The 12,407-nt window shown below is 68.5% G+C and carries 25 protein-coding genes; 4 read left to right on the top strand and 21 right to left on the bottom strand.

What is annotated here, in order from left to right; all coding sequences use genetic code 11:
* Positions 1-6: 6 nt before the first annotated feature.
* From WFQ05_RS02635 to WFQ05_RS02625, 3 genes are all read right to left on the bottom strand, one after another.
* Positions 7-1,020 (bottom strand): hypothetical protein, encoded by a 1,014-nt coding sequence (locus WFQ05_RS02635; RefSeq protein ID WP_337052530.1) that lies wholly within the window; start codon positions 1,018-1,020, stop codon positions 7-9.
* Positions 1,021-1,097: 77 nt separating this feature from the next.
* A complete protein-coding gene (locus WFQ05_RS02630) occupies positions 1,098-1,493 on the bottom strand; it encodes a hypothetical protein (protein ID WP_337052528.1) in 396 nt (131 codons plus the stop codon).
* Positions 1,490-1,684, bottom strand: a complete 195-nt coding sequence (locus WFQ05_RS02625) for a hypothetical protein (RefSeq protein ID WP_337052527.1) — start codon at positions 1,682-1,684, stop codon at positions 1,490-1,492. Before WFQ05_RS02625 ends, WFQ05_RS02630 begins: the two co-directional genes overlap by 4 nt.
* Before the next feature lie 155 nt (positions 1,685-1,839).
* On the opposite strand from WFQ05_RS02625, the gene WFQ05_RS02620 reads away from it, so the two are divergent.
* The gene (locus tag WFQ05_RS02620) at positions 1,840-2,049 is read left to right on the top strand and encodes a hypothetical protein (protein WP_337052525.1); all 210 of its coding nucleotides are present in this window, start codon (positions 1,840-1,842) and stop codon (positions 2,047-2,049) included.
* Here the strand turns inward: WFQ05_RS02620 and WFQ05_RS02615 are convergent.
* From WFQ05_RS02615 to WFQ05_RS02560, 12 genes are read right to left on the bottom strand one after another with little or no spacing between them, the layout of a single operon-like run.
* The gene (locus tag WFQ05_RS02615) at positions 2,046-3,002 is read right to left on the bottom strand and encodes a tyrosine-type recombinase/integrase (RefSeq protein ID WP_337052524.1); all 957 of its coding nucleotides are present in this window, start codon (positions 3,000-3,002) and stop codon (positions 2,046-2,048) included. The two genes, WFQ05_RS02620 and WFQ05_RS02615, sit on opposite strands and share 4 nt — an antisense overlap.
* Positions 2,999-4,198, bottom strand: coding sequence for a hypothetical protein (locus WFQ05_RS02610; protein ID WP_337052523.1), 1,200 nt, complete (start codon positions 4,196-4,198; stop codon positions 2,999-3,001). Before WFQ05_RS02610 ends, WFQ05_RS02615 begins: the two co-directional genes overlap by 4 nt.
* Positions 4,195-5,112: a recombination-associated protein RdgC gene (locus WFQ05_RS02605; RefSeq protein WP_337052522.1), complete on the bottom strand. Its 918-nt coding sequence runs from the start codon at positions 5,110-5,112 to the stop codon at positions 4,195-4,197. The genes WFQ05_RS02610 and WFQ05_RS02605 overlap by 4 nt, the downstream gene beginning before the upstream one ends.
* A 3-nt stretch (positions 5,113-5,115) precedes the next feature.
* Positions 5,116-5,343: a hypothetical protein gene (locus WFQ05_RS02600; protein WP_337052520.1), complete on the bottom strand. Its 228-nt coding sequence runs from the start codon at positions 5,341-5,343 to the stop codon at positions 5,116-5,118.
* Positions 5,343-5,582: a hypothetical protein gene (locus WFQ05_RS02595; protein WP_337052519.1), complete on the bottom strand. Its 240-nt coding sequence runs from the start codon at positions 5,580-5,582 to the stop codon at positions 5,343-5,345. The genes WFQ05_RS02600 and WFQ05_RS02595 overlap by 1 nt, the downstream gene beginning before the upstream one ends.
* Before the next feature lie 26 nt (positions 5,583-5,608).
* Complete coding sequence (locus WFQ05_RS02590; RefSeq protein WP_337052518.1) at positions 5,609-5,917, bottom strand: hypothetical protein; 309 nt, start codon at positions 5,915-5,917, stop codon at positions 5,609-5,611.
* On the bottom strand, positions 5,917-6,510 hold the full coding sequence (locus tag WFQ05_RS02585; RefSeq protein WP_337052515.1) for a hypothetical protein: 594 nt from the start codon (positions 6,508-6,510) through the stop codon (positions 5,917-5,919). The genes WFQ05_RS02590 and WFQ05_RS02585 overlap by 1 nt, the downstream gene beginning before the upstream one ends.
* Positions 6,510-6,758: a hypothetical protein gene (locus tag WFQ05_RS02580; RefSeq protein ID WP_337052513.1), complete on the bottom strand. Its 249-nt coding sequence runs from the start codon at positions 6,756-6,758 to the stop codon at positions 6,510-6,512. The genes WFQ05_RS02585 and WFQ05_RS02580 overlap by 1 nt, the downstream gene beginning before the upstream one ends.
* 13 nt (positions 6,759-6,771) lie before the next feature.
* Positions 6,772-7,020 (bottom strand): hypothetical protein, encoded by a 249-nt coding sequence (locus tag WFQ05_RS02575; protein WP_337052512.1) that lies wholly within the window; start codon positions 7,018-7,020, stop codon positions 6,772-6,774.
* 10 nt (positions 7,021-7,030) lie between these two features.
* Positions 7,031-7,357 carry a hypothetical protein gene (locus tag WFQ05_RS02570; RefSeq protein ID WP_337052511.1) on the bottom strand — a complete coding sequence of 109 codons (327 nt, stop codon included), beginning with the start codon at positions 7,355-7,357 and terminating at the stop codon, positions 7,031-7,033.
* Complete coding sequence (locus WFQ05_RS02565) at positions 7,354-8,115, bottom strand: recombinase family protein (RefSeq protein ID WP_337052510.1); 762 nt, start codon at positions 8,113-8,115, stop codon at positions 7,354-7,356. Before WFQ05_RS02565 ends, WFQ05_RS02570 begins: the two co-directional genes overlap by 4 nt.
* Positions 8,115-8,351, bottom strand: coding sequence for a helix-turn-helix transcriptional regulator (locus WFQ05_RS02560; protein ID WP_337052509.1), 237 nt, complete (start codon positions 8,349-8,351; stop codon positions 8,115-8,117). Before WFQ05_RS02560 ends, WFQ05_RS02565 begins: the two co-directional genes overlap by 1 nt.
* Before the next feature lie 82 nt (positions 8,352-8,433).
* Between WFQ05_RS02560 and WFQ05_RS02555 the strand changes: the two genes are divergently transcribed.
* Positions 8,434-8,781 carry a helix-turn-helix transcriptional regulator gene (locus tag WFQ05_RS02555; RefSeq protein ID WP_337052508.1) on the top strand — a complete coding sequence of 116 codons (348 nt, stop codon included), beginning with the start codon at positions 8,434-8,436 and terminating at the stop codon, positions 8,779-8,781.
* Between the two features lie 34 nt (positions 8,782-8,815).
* A complete protein-coding gene (locus WFQ05_RS02550; protein ID WP_337052507.1) occupies positions 8,816-9,193 on the top strand; it encodes a hypothetical protein in 378 nt (125 codons plus the stop codon).
* Between the two features lie 207 nt (positions 9,194-9,400).
* Here the strand turns inward: WFQ05_RS02550 and WFQ05_RS02545 are convergent, their stop codons facing one another.
* The 6 genes from WFQ05_RS02545 to WFQ05_RS02520 are packed head-to-tail and all read right to left on the bottom strand — an operon-like array spanning position 9,401 to position 12,004.
* Positions 9,401-9,808, bottom strand: a complete 408-nt coding sequence (locus WFQ05_RS02545; protein WP_337052506.1) for a hypothetical protein — start codon at positions 9,806-9,808, stop codon at positions 9,401-9,403.
* Positions 9,805-10,116 carry a hypothetical protein gene (locus WFQ05_RS02540; protein ID WP_337052505.1) on the bottom strand — a complete coding sequence of 104 codons (312 nt, stop codon included), beginning with the start codon at positions 10,114-10,116 and terminating at the stop codon, positions 9,805-9,807. The genes WFQ05_RS02545 and WFQ05_RS02540 overlap by 4 nt, the downstream gene beginning before the upstream one ends.
* 20 nt (positions 10,117-10,136) lie before the next feature.
* Positions 10,137-10,565: a hypothetical protein gene (locus WFQ05_RS02535; RefSeq protein ID WP_337052504.1), complete on the bottom strand. Its 429-nt coding sequence runs from the start codon at positions 10,563-10,565 to the stop codon at positions 10,137-10,139.
* Positions 10,562-11,035 (bottom strand): hypothetical protein, encoded by a 474-nt coding sequence (locus WFQ05_RS02530; protein WP_337052503.1) that lies wholly within the window; start codon positions 11,033-11,035, stop codon positions 10,562-10,564. Before WFQ05_RS02530 ends, WFQ05_RS02535 begins: the two co-directional genes overlap by 4 nt.
* Before the next feature lie 37 nt (positions 11,036-11,072).
* Positions 11,073-11,633, bottom strand: coding sequence for a hypothetical protein (locus WFQ05_RS02525; RefSeq protein WP_337052502.1), 561 nt, complete (start codon positions 11,631-11,633; stop codon positions 11,073-11,075).
* A gap of 50 nt (positions 11,634-11,683) precedes the next feature.
* Entirely contained in the window at positions 11,684-12,004 is a 321-nt protein-coding gene (locus WFQ05_RS02520) for a hypothetical protein (protein ID WP_337052501.1), read from the bottom strand.
* 74 nt (positions 12,005-12,078) lie between these two features.
* On the opposite strand from WFQ05_RS02520, the gene WFQ05_RS02515 reads away from it, so the two are divergent.
* Positions 12,079-12,336, top strand: coding sequence for a hypothetical protein (locus WFQ05_RS02515; protein WP_337052500.1), 258 nt, complete (start codon positions 12,079-12,081; stop codon positions 12,334-12,336).
* Positions 12,337-12,407: the final 71 nt, after the last annotated feature.

The following is a 12,407-nucleotide window of genomic DNA, read 5'->3' as shown; positions in this document are numbered from 1 at the left end:
CATCCGTCAGAGGGTGTAGGGCGCGACGTAGTGCGCTTCGTTGCGCGGATCGGCGTGGTGCGCCCAGAGGGCGAAGGCCGCGTGGGCGCCATCGCGCGGTGCGTGTAGGGCCACCACGCCGCTGTCGATCGCGCCCAGCGCGGCGATGAGGCGGCGCGGGTCGACCGCCGCCCTGAACTTGGGACCGTGTTCAACCACCGCGTCGTCCAGAGACTCGCGACTTTCCTCCAGGCGGTCGGCCATGGTCATGTGACCGTCACTGCTTTCCAGCACGATTGTCGGCAGCGCCTTACTGGGCTGCGGCCCAATCGTGTTGGCGAACGGCAAAAAGCGCTTGATCGCCGCCAGCAACTCGCTGCGCTTGACCGCGGTCGGCGTGTCCAGGTGGCTGAAGCCATCGACGACCGGCTGGATGGCGATGGGCTTGGCGCCGAGCAGGCGCATGCTCAACTGCTCACCGCCGCGGGTGATGCGGAGGTTCCCAGCAATGCCTTCGCGTACGTTGGCCACCTCCAGCCGCGCGCCCTCGCCGAGCACCGCGAGCACCTGTCGGGCCCGCCTGTCGGGGATGGTGACCGAGGGGCCGCTGCTGGTGATGCGCACGAAACCAAGACTGACGCCGTCGCTACCCCAGACGCGCCCGTCGGCCAGGTGGATGCCGTTGAGGGCCTTGCGCATATCGTCGTCGGTGGCCGCATGGCTGACGCTGGCCATGGCCGCAGCCAACGCCGTGGCGTTGACGTCGAGCGGCTTCCACGCGCCATCGTCCTGGGCTGGCCATCCCTCGATGTCCATCGCCGGCACGCGGAACTTGCTGGCGCCACGGACCAGTTGCCCATCGCCAGCGAGCGCGATCTCGCCCGGGACTGCGGCCACTGGCCGCAGCAGCGACTCGCGCAACAGGACGCTGCCCGGCTGGCGCACCTCGGCGGGGATGGTGGTGCGCATCCAGACCTCTGTGTCGGTGGTCTCCACGACCACGTGATCATCGGTCGCCTGCAGGCAGGCATGCATCAGCATCGGGTGCGGGCTGTTGCCCGGGGCGACGCTGGATTTCAGGGCGGCGGCCAGGTCGGCCGCTTGGATCATGGCGCGCATCAGGCTGCCTCCGGAATCAGGGTTTGTTGGGTGGGGGTGAGGATGGACTTCTGGTGTTCGGACACGACCAGGCATGCCACGGCCAGCGGAAGGTCGATGCCGTACGGTGGCGATTCGCCACCGCTGCGGTCCTCCCACACGACGTGGCCCTTCAAGTGGACGATGACCTCGATGTCGACGCCTCCGGTCTCGCAGCACTCGCACTGTTCTTCGAGACCGCAGTTGCAGTCCTGGCCGAACGCCAGCATCTGAAGCCGGCCGCCCTGGCGGATTCCACCAATGCAGGGGTGGCCCTCGAAGTCGGTCCGGCAGCTGACCTCCAGGGCGTCTGCCAGCGCCCAGTCGCCGCGCATGGCGTGCGCCATGGCGTCGCGTTGTACGCGGGAAAGGCTCATCGCGAGTTCCTCAGATTGACCACGTTGCGCAGCGGCAACTCGCGCTGCGCCTCCACGTGGGGGATGGGGTGGCCGCCGCCGCGGCACCATTCGGCGACCGCATCGGCGTAGTCGGCGTGCTTGCCGGTCTGGCGGCAGGCGCATTCGATGAAGTGGCCGCCGCCGCTGGTGAGCCCACGCAGGTCATGCATGTGCCGCGGGGCGTGGTTGCACGTGCCGCGCGGTAGCGGGCTATCGAGGGGGATCATGCGCTGCATGGGCGTCCCCTCCCCTGCTTGAGATAACCCCGCTTGCATGTGGACTTTGGTGCGCGGATGCTTCGGACTTCAGATCCTGGAGATACGCGATGAACCTCGCATTCCTTAAGTCGACCGACGGCATCGGCCCGGGCGCATATCTGACGAAGCACGGCTACTGGCAGCCCTACGTCAGCTATCGGCACGGCAACGTTTCCACCATTGTCAAATTCGGCCTTGCTGGAGCCCCGAGTCAGCGGGAAGCGCTGCGTGCGTCTTGCCGCAAGGCACGGGAGTTGCGCCGCCTGAAGAAGAGTTAGCACGAGCGCACCTCCCCCAGCGGCGCCAGCCGCCGCACGGCGTCGCGCTGCACCTCTGCGGCGTGGGCGCCGTAGATGTTGGCCGTGGTGCTGGTGTTGCGGTGCCGGGCCTGCGCGCTGGCCACCTGCAGGCCAAGGCGCTCGGTGATGTCGCCGATCCGCCGGTGGCGCAGCTTGTGCGGGTGTAGGCGCGGAATGCCGGCCGCCGCCCCGCGATCGCGCACCAGCAGGTAAAGGCCCTGGCGTGACAGCCGGCGCCCCCGCTGATTGACGAACAGCGCGTGCTCCCCGGGGGCTGCCAGGCGCTCACGCACCTTCAGCCATGCGCGCACCGCATCAGCCGTCTGCTCCTCCATGCCGACCACTTCGGCCTCGCCCTGCTCGCCGCCCTTGGCGTGCGCGTACACGCGCAGATGCTTCACGTCGACCCAGTACGGCGGCACGGGCTCTCCTGGCTGCTGGATGTCCAGAAGCGCGACCTCGCCGGCCCGCAGCGCGGGGTCGAGCATCAGTAACAGCGCAGCGCGGTCGCGAAGGTCTAGGGGCGTGTCGGTGCCGATACCCGACACGAGCTGCAGCAGGGGCTCCATCTCCGGCGCGACGACGCGCCGCGGCCGATAGCGAATCCGCACATCGGCGCACGGGTCGTGCTGCAGGTAGCGCTCCTGCTTGCACCACGCAGCGAGGCCCCGCACGGCCTCCAGCTTGCGCGCCGCCGTCCGGCGGGACCAGTTGAGATGGAGCAGCCCTGCATCCAACCAGCGATTCACCAGACGCTCGCCCAGCAGCTGCACCACGGTGATGTCGTGACCGGCGGCGAAGGTGCAGAACTGGTTGAGATCGCCGCGGTAGGCAATCAGCGAGTTGGCGGCCAGCCCACGTGCTTGGCGGACGAGCAGGTACTCGTCGATCGCATTTGACAGAAAGACGGGAAGTTGCGTCGCGCCTCTCACGATGCGCCTCCATTCCCGGCCTGGGCCGCGATAGAGGCGATGGCGGCGTCGATCTCGGCCTGCCGAACGTGCCGGGCGCGCATGTGCTGATGGTCGACAGTCAGGCGAGCCAGCGCATCAATCTCCGCACACGGCCACGATATATCGGTGTTCCGGCCTCTGTTGGTTCGGATCGCCTCGTCGAACGTGAAGCGGCCCGCCTCGTCCAGCCTCGTGACGTAGCCCGAACCGCCATGCGCCCACCACACCGGGCAGTTGCCGACGAACTGCCGGGTGTCCTGGATGTAGTAGAGAGCCTCGCCAGCCGCTGGCTGATCCCCCTGGGGCGCGTCTTCGGCGGCGATGGCCGCATCGGTCCCGATCAGCCGGCGCAAGGCCCAGCGAGCCTTCGCGGCCTCGCCCATCATGTAGCCGGGCTGGTCGTCGGGAAGGGTGCCCAGCACGTCCAGCGCCCTGGACAGGGCCTCGAAGTCGACCGCCTCCACATTGTGGCTGTCGCCCATGTCCTCCGAGTCGTCGGCCAGGCGCCAGGCTTTGTAGGCCAGGTCCAGCAGGGCCTCGATGACGTGGCGCTCCTGGGCCGTCAGCGCATCCCCTTGGGTCGCGGGCGGGGCGGCAAGGTACTGTGCCAGTCGCTGGTGAGGGCACTGCCCGCTTTCGTATTCCAGCTCCGCTTTGCGGCTGCGATTGATGCACCCGCATGCCTTGCCGCCATCCCGCTCGTACAGCGCGGTCAGGATCTCGCGCGGCAGCGCCACCGCCTCGCCCACACCCACCGCCCGCAGCCGCTCAATCTCGGCCTGCATTTCGATCCTGACGCGGCGGCATTCGTGGCGGCGGCAGGGCTCGTCCGCGTCAGGCGCAAGGGCGGCGGCCTTGGCGTTCAGCATTGCGTCCCTGCACGCATTCCAACCACGCCCCCATCCAATAACAGGCTCGGCCTTGCCGTTGAGTGTCCAGCGGCCACGTTCGTCGCGCACATAGGCACCGGGAATATCCCCATCCTGCTTGGCGGCCGACTGGGCCGCAGCGTCGGCTGGCGGCGAGGGGGCGGCGGCCTTGGCCGTCAGGGCAGCGATGGCTTCTCGCAGAAGGTCACGATGCGCGTACCGCATGCTCGGAAGCTCGTACTTCAACCGATCCACCAGTTCCGCCAGCGGTGAGGTCGTCCTAGACTTCTCGTTCGGCAGGCTCATGACTGCGGCTCCTTGTTGAGCCTCAGGGCTTCTTCCAGCACGCCGAACAAACAGGCGATCTCACCGGCTTGGAGCGCGAAGCGCGCATCCAGTTCTGCCCGCTGGTCGTCGACGTCTTCCAGCAGGTCCAGGGCGCCGTCGAGGAAGCGGAGCTGGCGAATCACCAGGTCCTCGCCCAGAACGAAACTGAGCGAATCGGCCAGCGTCATTTCCAGGCGCGTGACCTGCTTGCCGGCCTCCAGGTGCCGGGTGATCTCGTCGCTGGCCAGGTCCTGCTGCCGGCAGCGCACGATGGCGCCGCCCTCGATGGGGTCGCGCAGTTCGCATGCCTCGCCCAGCGTCAGGCCGTACGGCAAGGGATCGCCCGACACCCACCCGGTGAGCACGCGACGGGGGCTGATCTCGGAACTGATCGGCAACGCGGGAAACGAGCCCAGCGCGGCACGCACCTGGCTGACCACCGCGTCGGCGCCCTTGCGGCTGCCGCTGTCCACCACCAGCAGGTTGTGCGCAGGCAGCAGCATCGCATCGATCCGGCCAGCGAGGACCATCGCAGTGGGCAGCAGTTCGTGGAGGATGTCGTCGCGCAAGCGCTTGCGGGTCTTGCCGCCAGGCCGGCGGCCATCGCGCGCTTCGATCTCGTCGAGCCGGCGCGCGAGCTTTTCGTTGAGGACGGCAGCCGGCAGCAGTTTGGTCTGGGTGCCGATGGCGAACCAGCGGGCGCCCTCCTCCGGCTGCTTGGCGATCAGGATGTCGCTGTCGCGGCCATAGGGCGAGACGAACCCCACGCTGGAAAACTCCAAGGGGCCTACGTCCTGCAGGCGATTGCCCTCAAACGCCTCGGCGGCCGTCAGCCCGAATGTCATCGTGGAGGCGCGCGGCAGGCGATACAGGTTGAGATTGCGGAAGAACATGGCTCAACCCTCCGCTTCGATGATGCGTTGCGCCTGCAGCAGGCGCGGCGCCGTCATACCGTCGTCATCGACCCGGTTGATGGCCTCGGCGAGGGTGTAGCGCATGTCCTTGAGCCACGCCGGCTTGTTGAGGACGATTGCGGCGGCCAGCGATTCACCCGTTGACATCGGCCCGGTGCCCCGGAGCCTTTTCGCGCGACGCGCGCAGGACAGGATGTGGTCCAGTTCCATCACGCCACCTCCCCGCGCCCGCACTGGGCATCGACCGCGGCCCAGGCCATCCGGCGCGCGTAGAAGCGGTTGCCGCGGCTGGCGCGGTAGGCCTGCGCCGCAGCCTGCTCGGCCGGGCGCGGGTTGACCCCATGGCGCAGTGCGTCGCGCCTGGCGTGCAGCACCACCAGCAGGCGGTGGCTGACGGAGGGAAACGCGCCCGGTTGCGGTGCATTCTTCTGTGTGGTGCACTGTTGCATGACTGCTCTCCTGCTAGGGACCGTGGTCAAATCGAAGCCCTCGGCGTTCCAGCGCCGGGGGCTTCCTCGTTGTGGGCGCCGTGCCGGCGCTTGGCGGGCAACCGCCCCTCCTCCGCGTTGACGAAGGCCGCCACGCGCTGGGCGCTGGCCTCGGTCGCGAATGTGCGCACGTGACCGCCGGGGGCGGTGTTGGCGATGGGCTTGCCGACCGGTTTGCCGTGCTCGTCCACGCGCTCGAAGCGGACCAACTGCCAGCGATTGCCCGGGCCGGGGGCCGCAGTGGGAAACCAGCGGGTCCACCCGGCCGGGTCGGCGTGTGTGCGGGCGCCGGCCATCAGTTGAGCCCCCGGCGCGCAACCTGGTCCGCGTGCGCCTTGCGCGCCGCCTCGATCTGCGCACGCACGGTCAGGCAGACGCCGGTGACCATGTCCAGCCCACGCTGCGCCGCGTCGAAGTAGGGCAGGTCGTCCGGACCGATACGCCCATCGGTCAGCATGGGCTCGATGCGTTCGATGGCCTCGGCCGTCGTGCGCATGAGTTGGCAGGGCGCGTTGAAGTGGCTAGGGGCGTCCACCGGGCGCGGCGCTTCGGCGTAGATCAGGCCGCTGCGGGCCAGCAGCGCGGCGTGCAGGCGCTGGCGCCAGTCCTGCGGCAACGCGGCCACGAGCGCTTCCTCGATGTCCACGTGCATGCGGATCTCGCCGATGAGCAGGCGGCGCACGGTCTGGGTGTTCTTCCGGGTCGCTTCCACGGCGTTGCCTGCCGTGGTGGCGATGTGGAACGTGACTTCGCGCTCACCCAGATCCGTGGCGTCGTGGTAGTGGCGCACCACGGCGTCGGCGTAGCTGTCCCAGGTGGTGCGCGTCTGCAGCACCGCCTCGGTGACCAGCGTGCCGATGACCTGGCTGCGGGTGGGCCGGGTAGGCATCAGGGGGTCCCCGCGCCTGCCTGCTGCGCCGCCGCGGGCTGCGGCAGCGACGCGGCCGGGATCAGTGGCAGCAGTTCCAGGCGGCCGTCGGAGAACCATTCCGCATGCGGCCGGAAGCCCGGCCGATCGGGCCTGGCCTGCAACTCGGTCCGGCCGCTGCCGCCCAGGTATTCGGTATGGGCGATGGCCACGCCGGCGAAGCCGGTGATGGTGTCTGTGTAGGTGGCGCCCAGGGTGATGGAGGACATGGTCGCGCGCCCCTTAAATCTTCGGCGCAGCGCGATCGCTGCCCGGCGTGGCGCCGTTGTCGAGAGAGACCACTTCGACGCTCTCGACCAGTTCGAGCCGCTGGTCATCAATCCAGTGCGCTTCCGGCTTGCTTTGGCCACCCTCGCCCTTCGGTTGCACCAGCGTCTGGTTGCAGCCGGTGATGTACTTGCAGTGGCCGGTGGCGATGCCGGTCAAGCCGGTGATGCGATCGGTGTAGGTGGCGCCAAGAACGATGCTCATCTGTGCTACCTCAGTCGTGCGGGTTGGAAAAGCTGGTGGTGAACAGGCCCTCAAGCTCGGCGTTGCGCTGTTGGATCAGGTCGTCCAGGCGGCCGTAAACCTGGGAGGGCGTGGCGGCCTCGGTAACGCAGGCCTGCGCCTGGCGCAGCGCGCCGATCTCGGTCTGCAGGTGGACGACGCGGCGCGCCTGGTTGAGGCTTAGAACGGGGGCATGGCTCATCGGATCTCCGGCGGGCGGACGCTCCGCAGCAGGGGTGAATTCCAGGGGGATGTCGCGCTCGTCGCGCGGCCCGTGGTCGCCGCGCGCGGGGATGGTGACGGGGGCCCAGCGACTCACGGGCTCACCCCTTCCGAAACTTCCGCTTCGTGACGTGCCGGCGCCCAGGGGTAATCCTTCAACTCGTCATGCGACTGAATCACCCGCGACACGCTGTGCTTGCTCCACCGCTGCCCGCCCTGCGGGGCGGCGATGCCTTCGGCCTGCAGCATCTCGGCGATCAGGCCCAGGCTGCGGCGCCGGCTTCCGCACTCCGGCGTGCGCAAGGCCACGATGCGCTCGCGCAGGGGCCAGGTTGCGGGGTCACGGTACAGACGGCCGTCGATCGACAGCACGCCGTACGGGGTGGTGCCATAGGGCCGCGCATTGGCGCGCAGATGCGCGCTGACGGCGCGATTGCGCTCGCAGGTGACCGCGCGCTCATACTCGGCGAGCGACAGCTGCAGGTTGAGGTTGAGTTGGCCCTGGGGTGTGCTGGTGTCGATCAGTTCGCTGACGGACTGCACGACCACGCCGCGAGGCTGGGCGAACTGCCGGAAGAACAGCAGGCCGTCGAGCGTGTCGCGGAACAGCCGGTCCAGCTTGTAGACCACCACCACCTGAGCCTCGCCCGCATCGAGCGCCTGCAGCAGGCGCCCCCCGCCCTTGCGGCGCTCCAGCGCCGTGCCCGCGCTGATGCCCTGGTCGGTGATGACGGACACCAGATCCAGGCCGTGCATCTGGCACCACAGCTTGATGCGCTCGGGCTGCATGGCCAGCGAGTGCCCCGCCCTGCCCTGCTCCTCGGTCGAGACGCGGATATAGCCGATCGCGCGCATCAGGCGGCCCTCGCGCTGCGACGGTAGAGGTCATCGAGCGATACCTGCCCTTCGAACAGGTCCACCAGCTGCACGGCGAGCGCCGGCGTTGGGAAAGTGGCATCGGCCTCCCACTGGGAGACGGTGCCCTTGCTCACCGGCGGCGCCAGGCGGCTGCCCAGCTCCTGCTGGGACCAGCGGCGCGCGCGGCGGGCCGTGCGGATCGGGTGTTCGGCGGCGGGCGATGTCGTGCTCATCTAGACACAGCGTATAGGTGGTCTATACCCGATGTCAAGCTCATCTATACGTCGAAAAGTAAAGCCCTCCTATACTTTGGTTGTGAAGGACTTCGGCGCCCGCCTGCGGAAGGCACGGGATGCGGAGCGGTTGTCGCAAGACGCTGTCGCGGCCGAGTTGGGAGTGACGAAAGGATCGTTATCCGCCTGGGAGAATGGCCGGAACTTCCCCCAGCTCGACAAATTCGCGCAGCTCTGCACGCTGTATCGCGCCTCTGCTGACCATCTGATCTTTGGCACTTTGCCGAAGCATGTGCCCGTGGCCGCGCGCCTGGGCGAGCCGGCGCCGGAGGCATACTTGAGCCTCGACCACCGGCGGGTGCTGGATGCGGTCGGGCAGATGACCGACAAGCAGCGCCGCGGTTTGCTTGATCTGCTGGCTCGGCCATAGAGCCAGGCTCGTCACTACGCCCACGGGGAGCCCGATGAAACTGCCACTGACCCTTGCCCTGCTGTCCGCGTTCTCTCCCGGCCTAGCGCAGGCTCAGGCACGCCCCGCGACCTCAGCCGAAAGCGCGGAGATCCGCAACGCGGTAGTGGCCCGCCTCAAGGACCCTGATTCTGCGAAGATCGAGGCGATCGACGTAGCCGCCCCTGACGCAACGCACATCAGCAAGTTCTGCGGCTACGTCAATGCGAAGAACAGCTTTGGCGGCTACGCCGGGGCGCTGCGCTTTTACGGGCTGGTCGGGCCGCGTGAGGATGGTTCGACGATGGCCGTCCTCATCGGGATCGCGACACCCAATGACCTGGGCGCAGTGGATGCGATGTGCGCCAAGGCGGGGATTGCGGCCACGCGCTAGGCGGACTACCGAATCAGCCCCGCATCGACCATCTTGCTCACGCACCGACGCTCGGCGCGCCAGCGCAGGCGGTCCGTGGTAGCGATGCCCATTACCTGGTTGTTCCAGGCCACCAGCTCGACCAGGAATCGATCGGTGATGGGACTTCCTGCGGCTGGCGTTGGCGGCGGCGCCGGATAGAGGCCCTCGGGCTCCTCCAGGCAGTCGCTAACGCGCGGCGGCGTTGGCGGCGTCGACCGCCGGCCGAAGGTCTGGCAGGCCGTCAGGCATGCGGCAATCGTCATGCACAACCACGGTGCGTATCTGCGTGTCGCGGGCATGGGTGTCTCCCTGGGCGCCGATCACGGCGTTGGCGCGCTCTGTGCGCGTGTCCTGGGCGATGCCGGCCGCTGTACGGTCCGCCTGGTCGGCGCGCTTGCGCTCGGCCTCGAGCGCGGCAGTCACGGCAGACTGCTGTGACGCGGTGCATGCGGCCTTGGCGCCGCCAAGGCGCCAGATGAGCCATGCATTGGCCGCCAGCGAGATACCAAGCAACAGGCCAAGCAGCAAAACCGCACCGGCCAAGCCGGCCAGCAGGTAACGCATCGCTGGGCTCAGCGCAACCAGGCTCATCATGGCGGCGCGCCATGGCGGCGCCGGTCGCGCTTGCGACGTTCTGGCCCCGTGTACTGGCGCTGGCCGCGCCGGGCGCCGCGGCGCAACGAAGCATAGAGGAACCCGACCAGCGCGCAGCCAGCGACGGCCGAGGACCATCGCGGCGCCTCGATGTGCTGCAGCACGTCGATCAGGCGATACAGCAAGGCGCCGAACAGCAACATGCCGAAGAAGATGAGCACGTGGTCGCGCGGTCGGTAGTTGGCCTCGCGCGCGACGCGTGCCGCGACCAGCACCAGCGCGAACATCAGCGCGATCGCGAGCGGCACGCCTGGACGAAGATCAAGCATCAGGGGAGCTTCCCGACCGGGCCAGCCATCCGACGCCGTTTGCGGACAGGCGTAAAGCTTCGCAGCAGGGCGCGCCATTCGCCGCGCAGGCGCGCGCGCCATCCCTGGCTGCGCCAACCCTCCACATCGCGGTGGACGCCCAGCAGGTAGTCATAGAACGGGGGCATACTGGGCGTGGTCACCAGCATGAGGGCGATGCCCCAGGCAATGCAGGGCATCGCCGGTGTCGCCGCCGGCAGAGACCAGCCGCCCGGCGTGAATGGCCTGGCCATCATGAGCACGCAGGTGCTGCCGAACAGCGCCAGCCCCATCCGACGTACATGGTCGCGCTTGGACCAGTTGTCGCGACCCAGATCGGCCAGGCGCGCAGCCACGGCCATGAGATTGAGGAACCAGGCGGGGAACGCCAGCCAGAACCAGATGCTCATGAGGTTTCGTCCTTCGGGGGAGGCGCCGGGATCTCCGGCGCGGGACGTCGCTTGAGGAAGGGAAGCCAGTCGGTCAGCCGCGAGGTCTGGATGAAGCGGCGAGCGGCATCGCGCACGTCGGGCACGAGTTCGAGCGCCGGCGGGATCAGGAAGTACAGAATGGCGGTAAACAGGATGGCCAGCGCGCCCTGCAGCGTGGCGGCCCACGTCCAAGACCAGCGCGCCGGGATGATCCCCGACAATGTCGCGCCGGCCACAGCGGCTGCTGCAGCCTGCGCGTAGCGCTTGCCGTTGGGGCGGTTCTTCGTGTTGTTGTCGTAGGCGAGCGCCACCAGCGCGCCCATCGCGCCAGCGCAAACGGTGCTCGCCGGCACACCAAAAATCGGCGCCGTGATCTCGTTCGACCACCAGCTCATCACCGTCGTGACCACACCGATGAGCAATGGCAATGCCTTGTCTGCCGGGTTCACCCTGCGCCTCCCTGCCCTGCGCCGCGGCGGCGCCCATTCACGCTTCCACCGCGTCCCACGCAGCCCGCGCGAGCGCGAGGTTGCGCCGCCATTTCTCCACGAGGGCGTTTCGCGTCTCTTCGTCGCCGCGGTCGTAAGCGCCGGGCCGCCAGTTCCGCCGGTAGTAGTTCCAGGCCGGGCCTGCAGCACTCAGTGGCGGCAGCGGCGCGGGATCGGTGAACAGCAGCAAACGGCCAAAGCCGGCAGCCAGCAGATCATCGTCGTCGAGTGCGTCCCAGACGCTGACCGCATCGAACATCACGCCCCGGTGGCGGCACAGATCGGCGGCCATGGCGCGCGTCAGCGGGTGTTCGATCACGCCTTTGACGCCGCCCCCGCGCTCGAACTGAGCCAGGCCGCGGGCCGGGCCCTTGCGACCTGGATTGCGCGGGTCGAGGACCTGCCAGCGATACCGCAAGCCGGACTCCTGCAGCATGATCGCAAGCAGAAGCACGATGGCCCGGGCGTCGGTCAGGCGCGCGGGCAGCAGCGATAGCGCCGGCATGATGACGCGGGTGATGGCCGTTTCGGGCGCGATGGGCAGCGGCAACTGGGGCATGCCGGCCGTTTTAGGCTCCCGCGCGGAAACTGTAAGCCCCGCCGGTTCCCTCAACCGCCTTTGGGCGCGTCCGATACCCAGCGGGGCCTTGGCCGGGCCGCGTTCTTCTCGGCGACCTCCCTGCGCAGCCTGTCTTCGTGCCGAACGACCCACAGTTCGGCACCACGCTTACCCGCCTCAAACGAAGTGCAGGGTCGCGTCGGGGTCTTCCGGCCCATCCCGTGGTGGTAATCCAGCATGGCAAACCAACTGCCGTCGTCAACCCGGTCCTCAAGCCGCACCACGCCCTCCCCGTGCAGCGCGAGCACACGGGGTTCACGGCGGTCGTTTAGGTGCACGGCTTGCCAGGCGAAGCCTTCGGGGAGGGTCATGCCGGAAGCGTAGCCGGCCTGCGTCTCAGGCCGTTGAGATGGTAGTTTTTTCGGACGCACATGAGGCCTCGACCATGTCGAAGTACCCCGGCACGATGATCTCCATGGCAACAGTGATGCTCACCGCCGAGGGAGCGAATGCTGAATTGGCCGCGGCGGTCGCTGACGTGCGAGCCCAGAACCGCGGGGGCGCGCTCACCGACGGACTCATGCTGCAGCTTGGGTACACGCAGGACGACGGGAGCCTTCTGGTCGTCATCATGGCCCCAGGCGTCGAGGACCGGACACTGCGCTACCCAGCAGGTGGTTGGCGCGAGCGATCCCTGGATTGAGCCAGCCGCCCTCCAACAGCCCTCCCTGCGTAGCTATGCGGCCATGCCAGCGCCGCAGCCAGGCGGCGCGC

This window comes from Pseudoxanthomonas sp. USHLN014 (assembly GCF_037153335.1).
Taxonomy (GTDB): domain Bacteria; phylum Pseudomonadota; class Gammaproteobacteria; order Xanthomonadales; family Xanthomonadaceae; genus Pseudoxanthomonas_A; species Pseudoxanthomonas_A winnipegensis.
The sequence above is the reverse complement of the archived record's forward strand: the minus strand, read 5'-3'. Positions and strand labels throughout refer to the sequence as shown.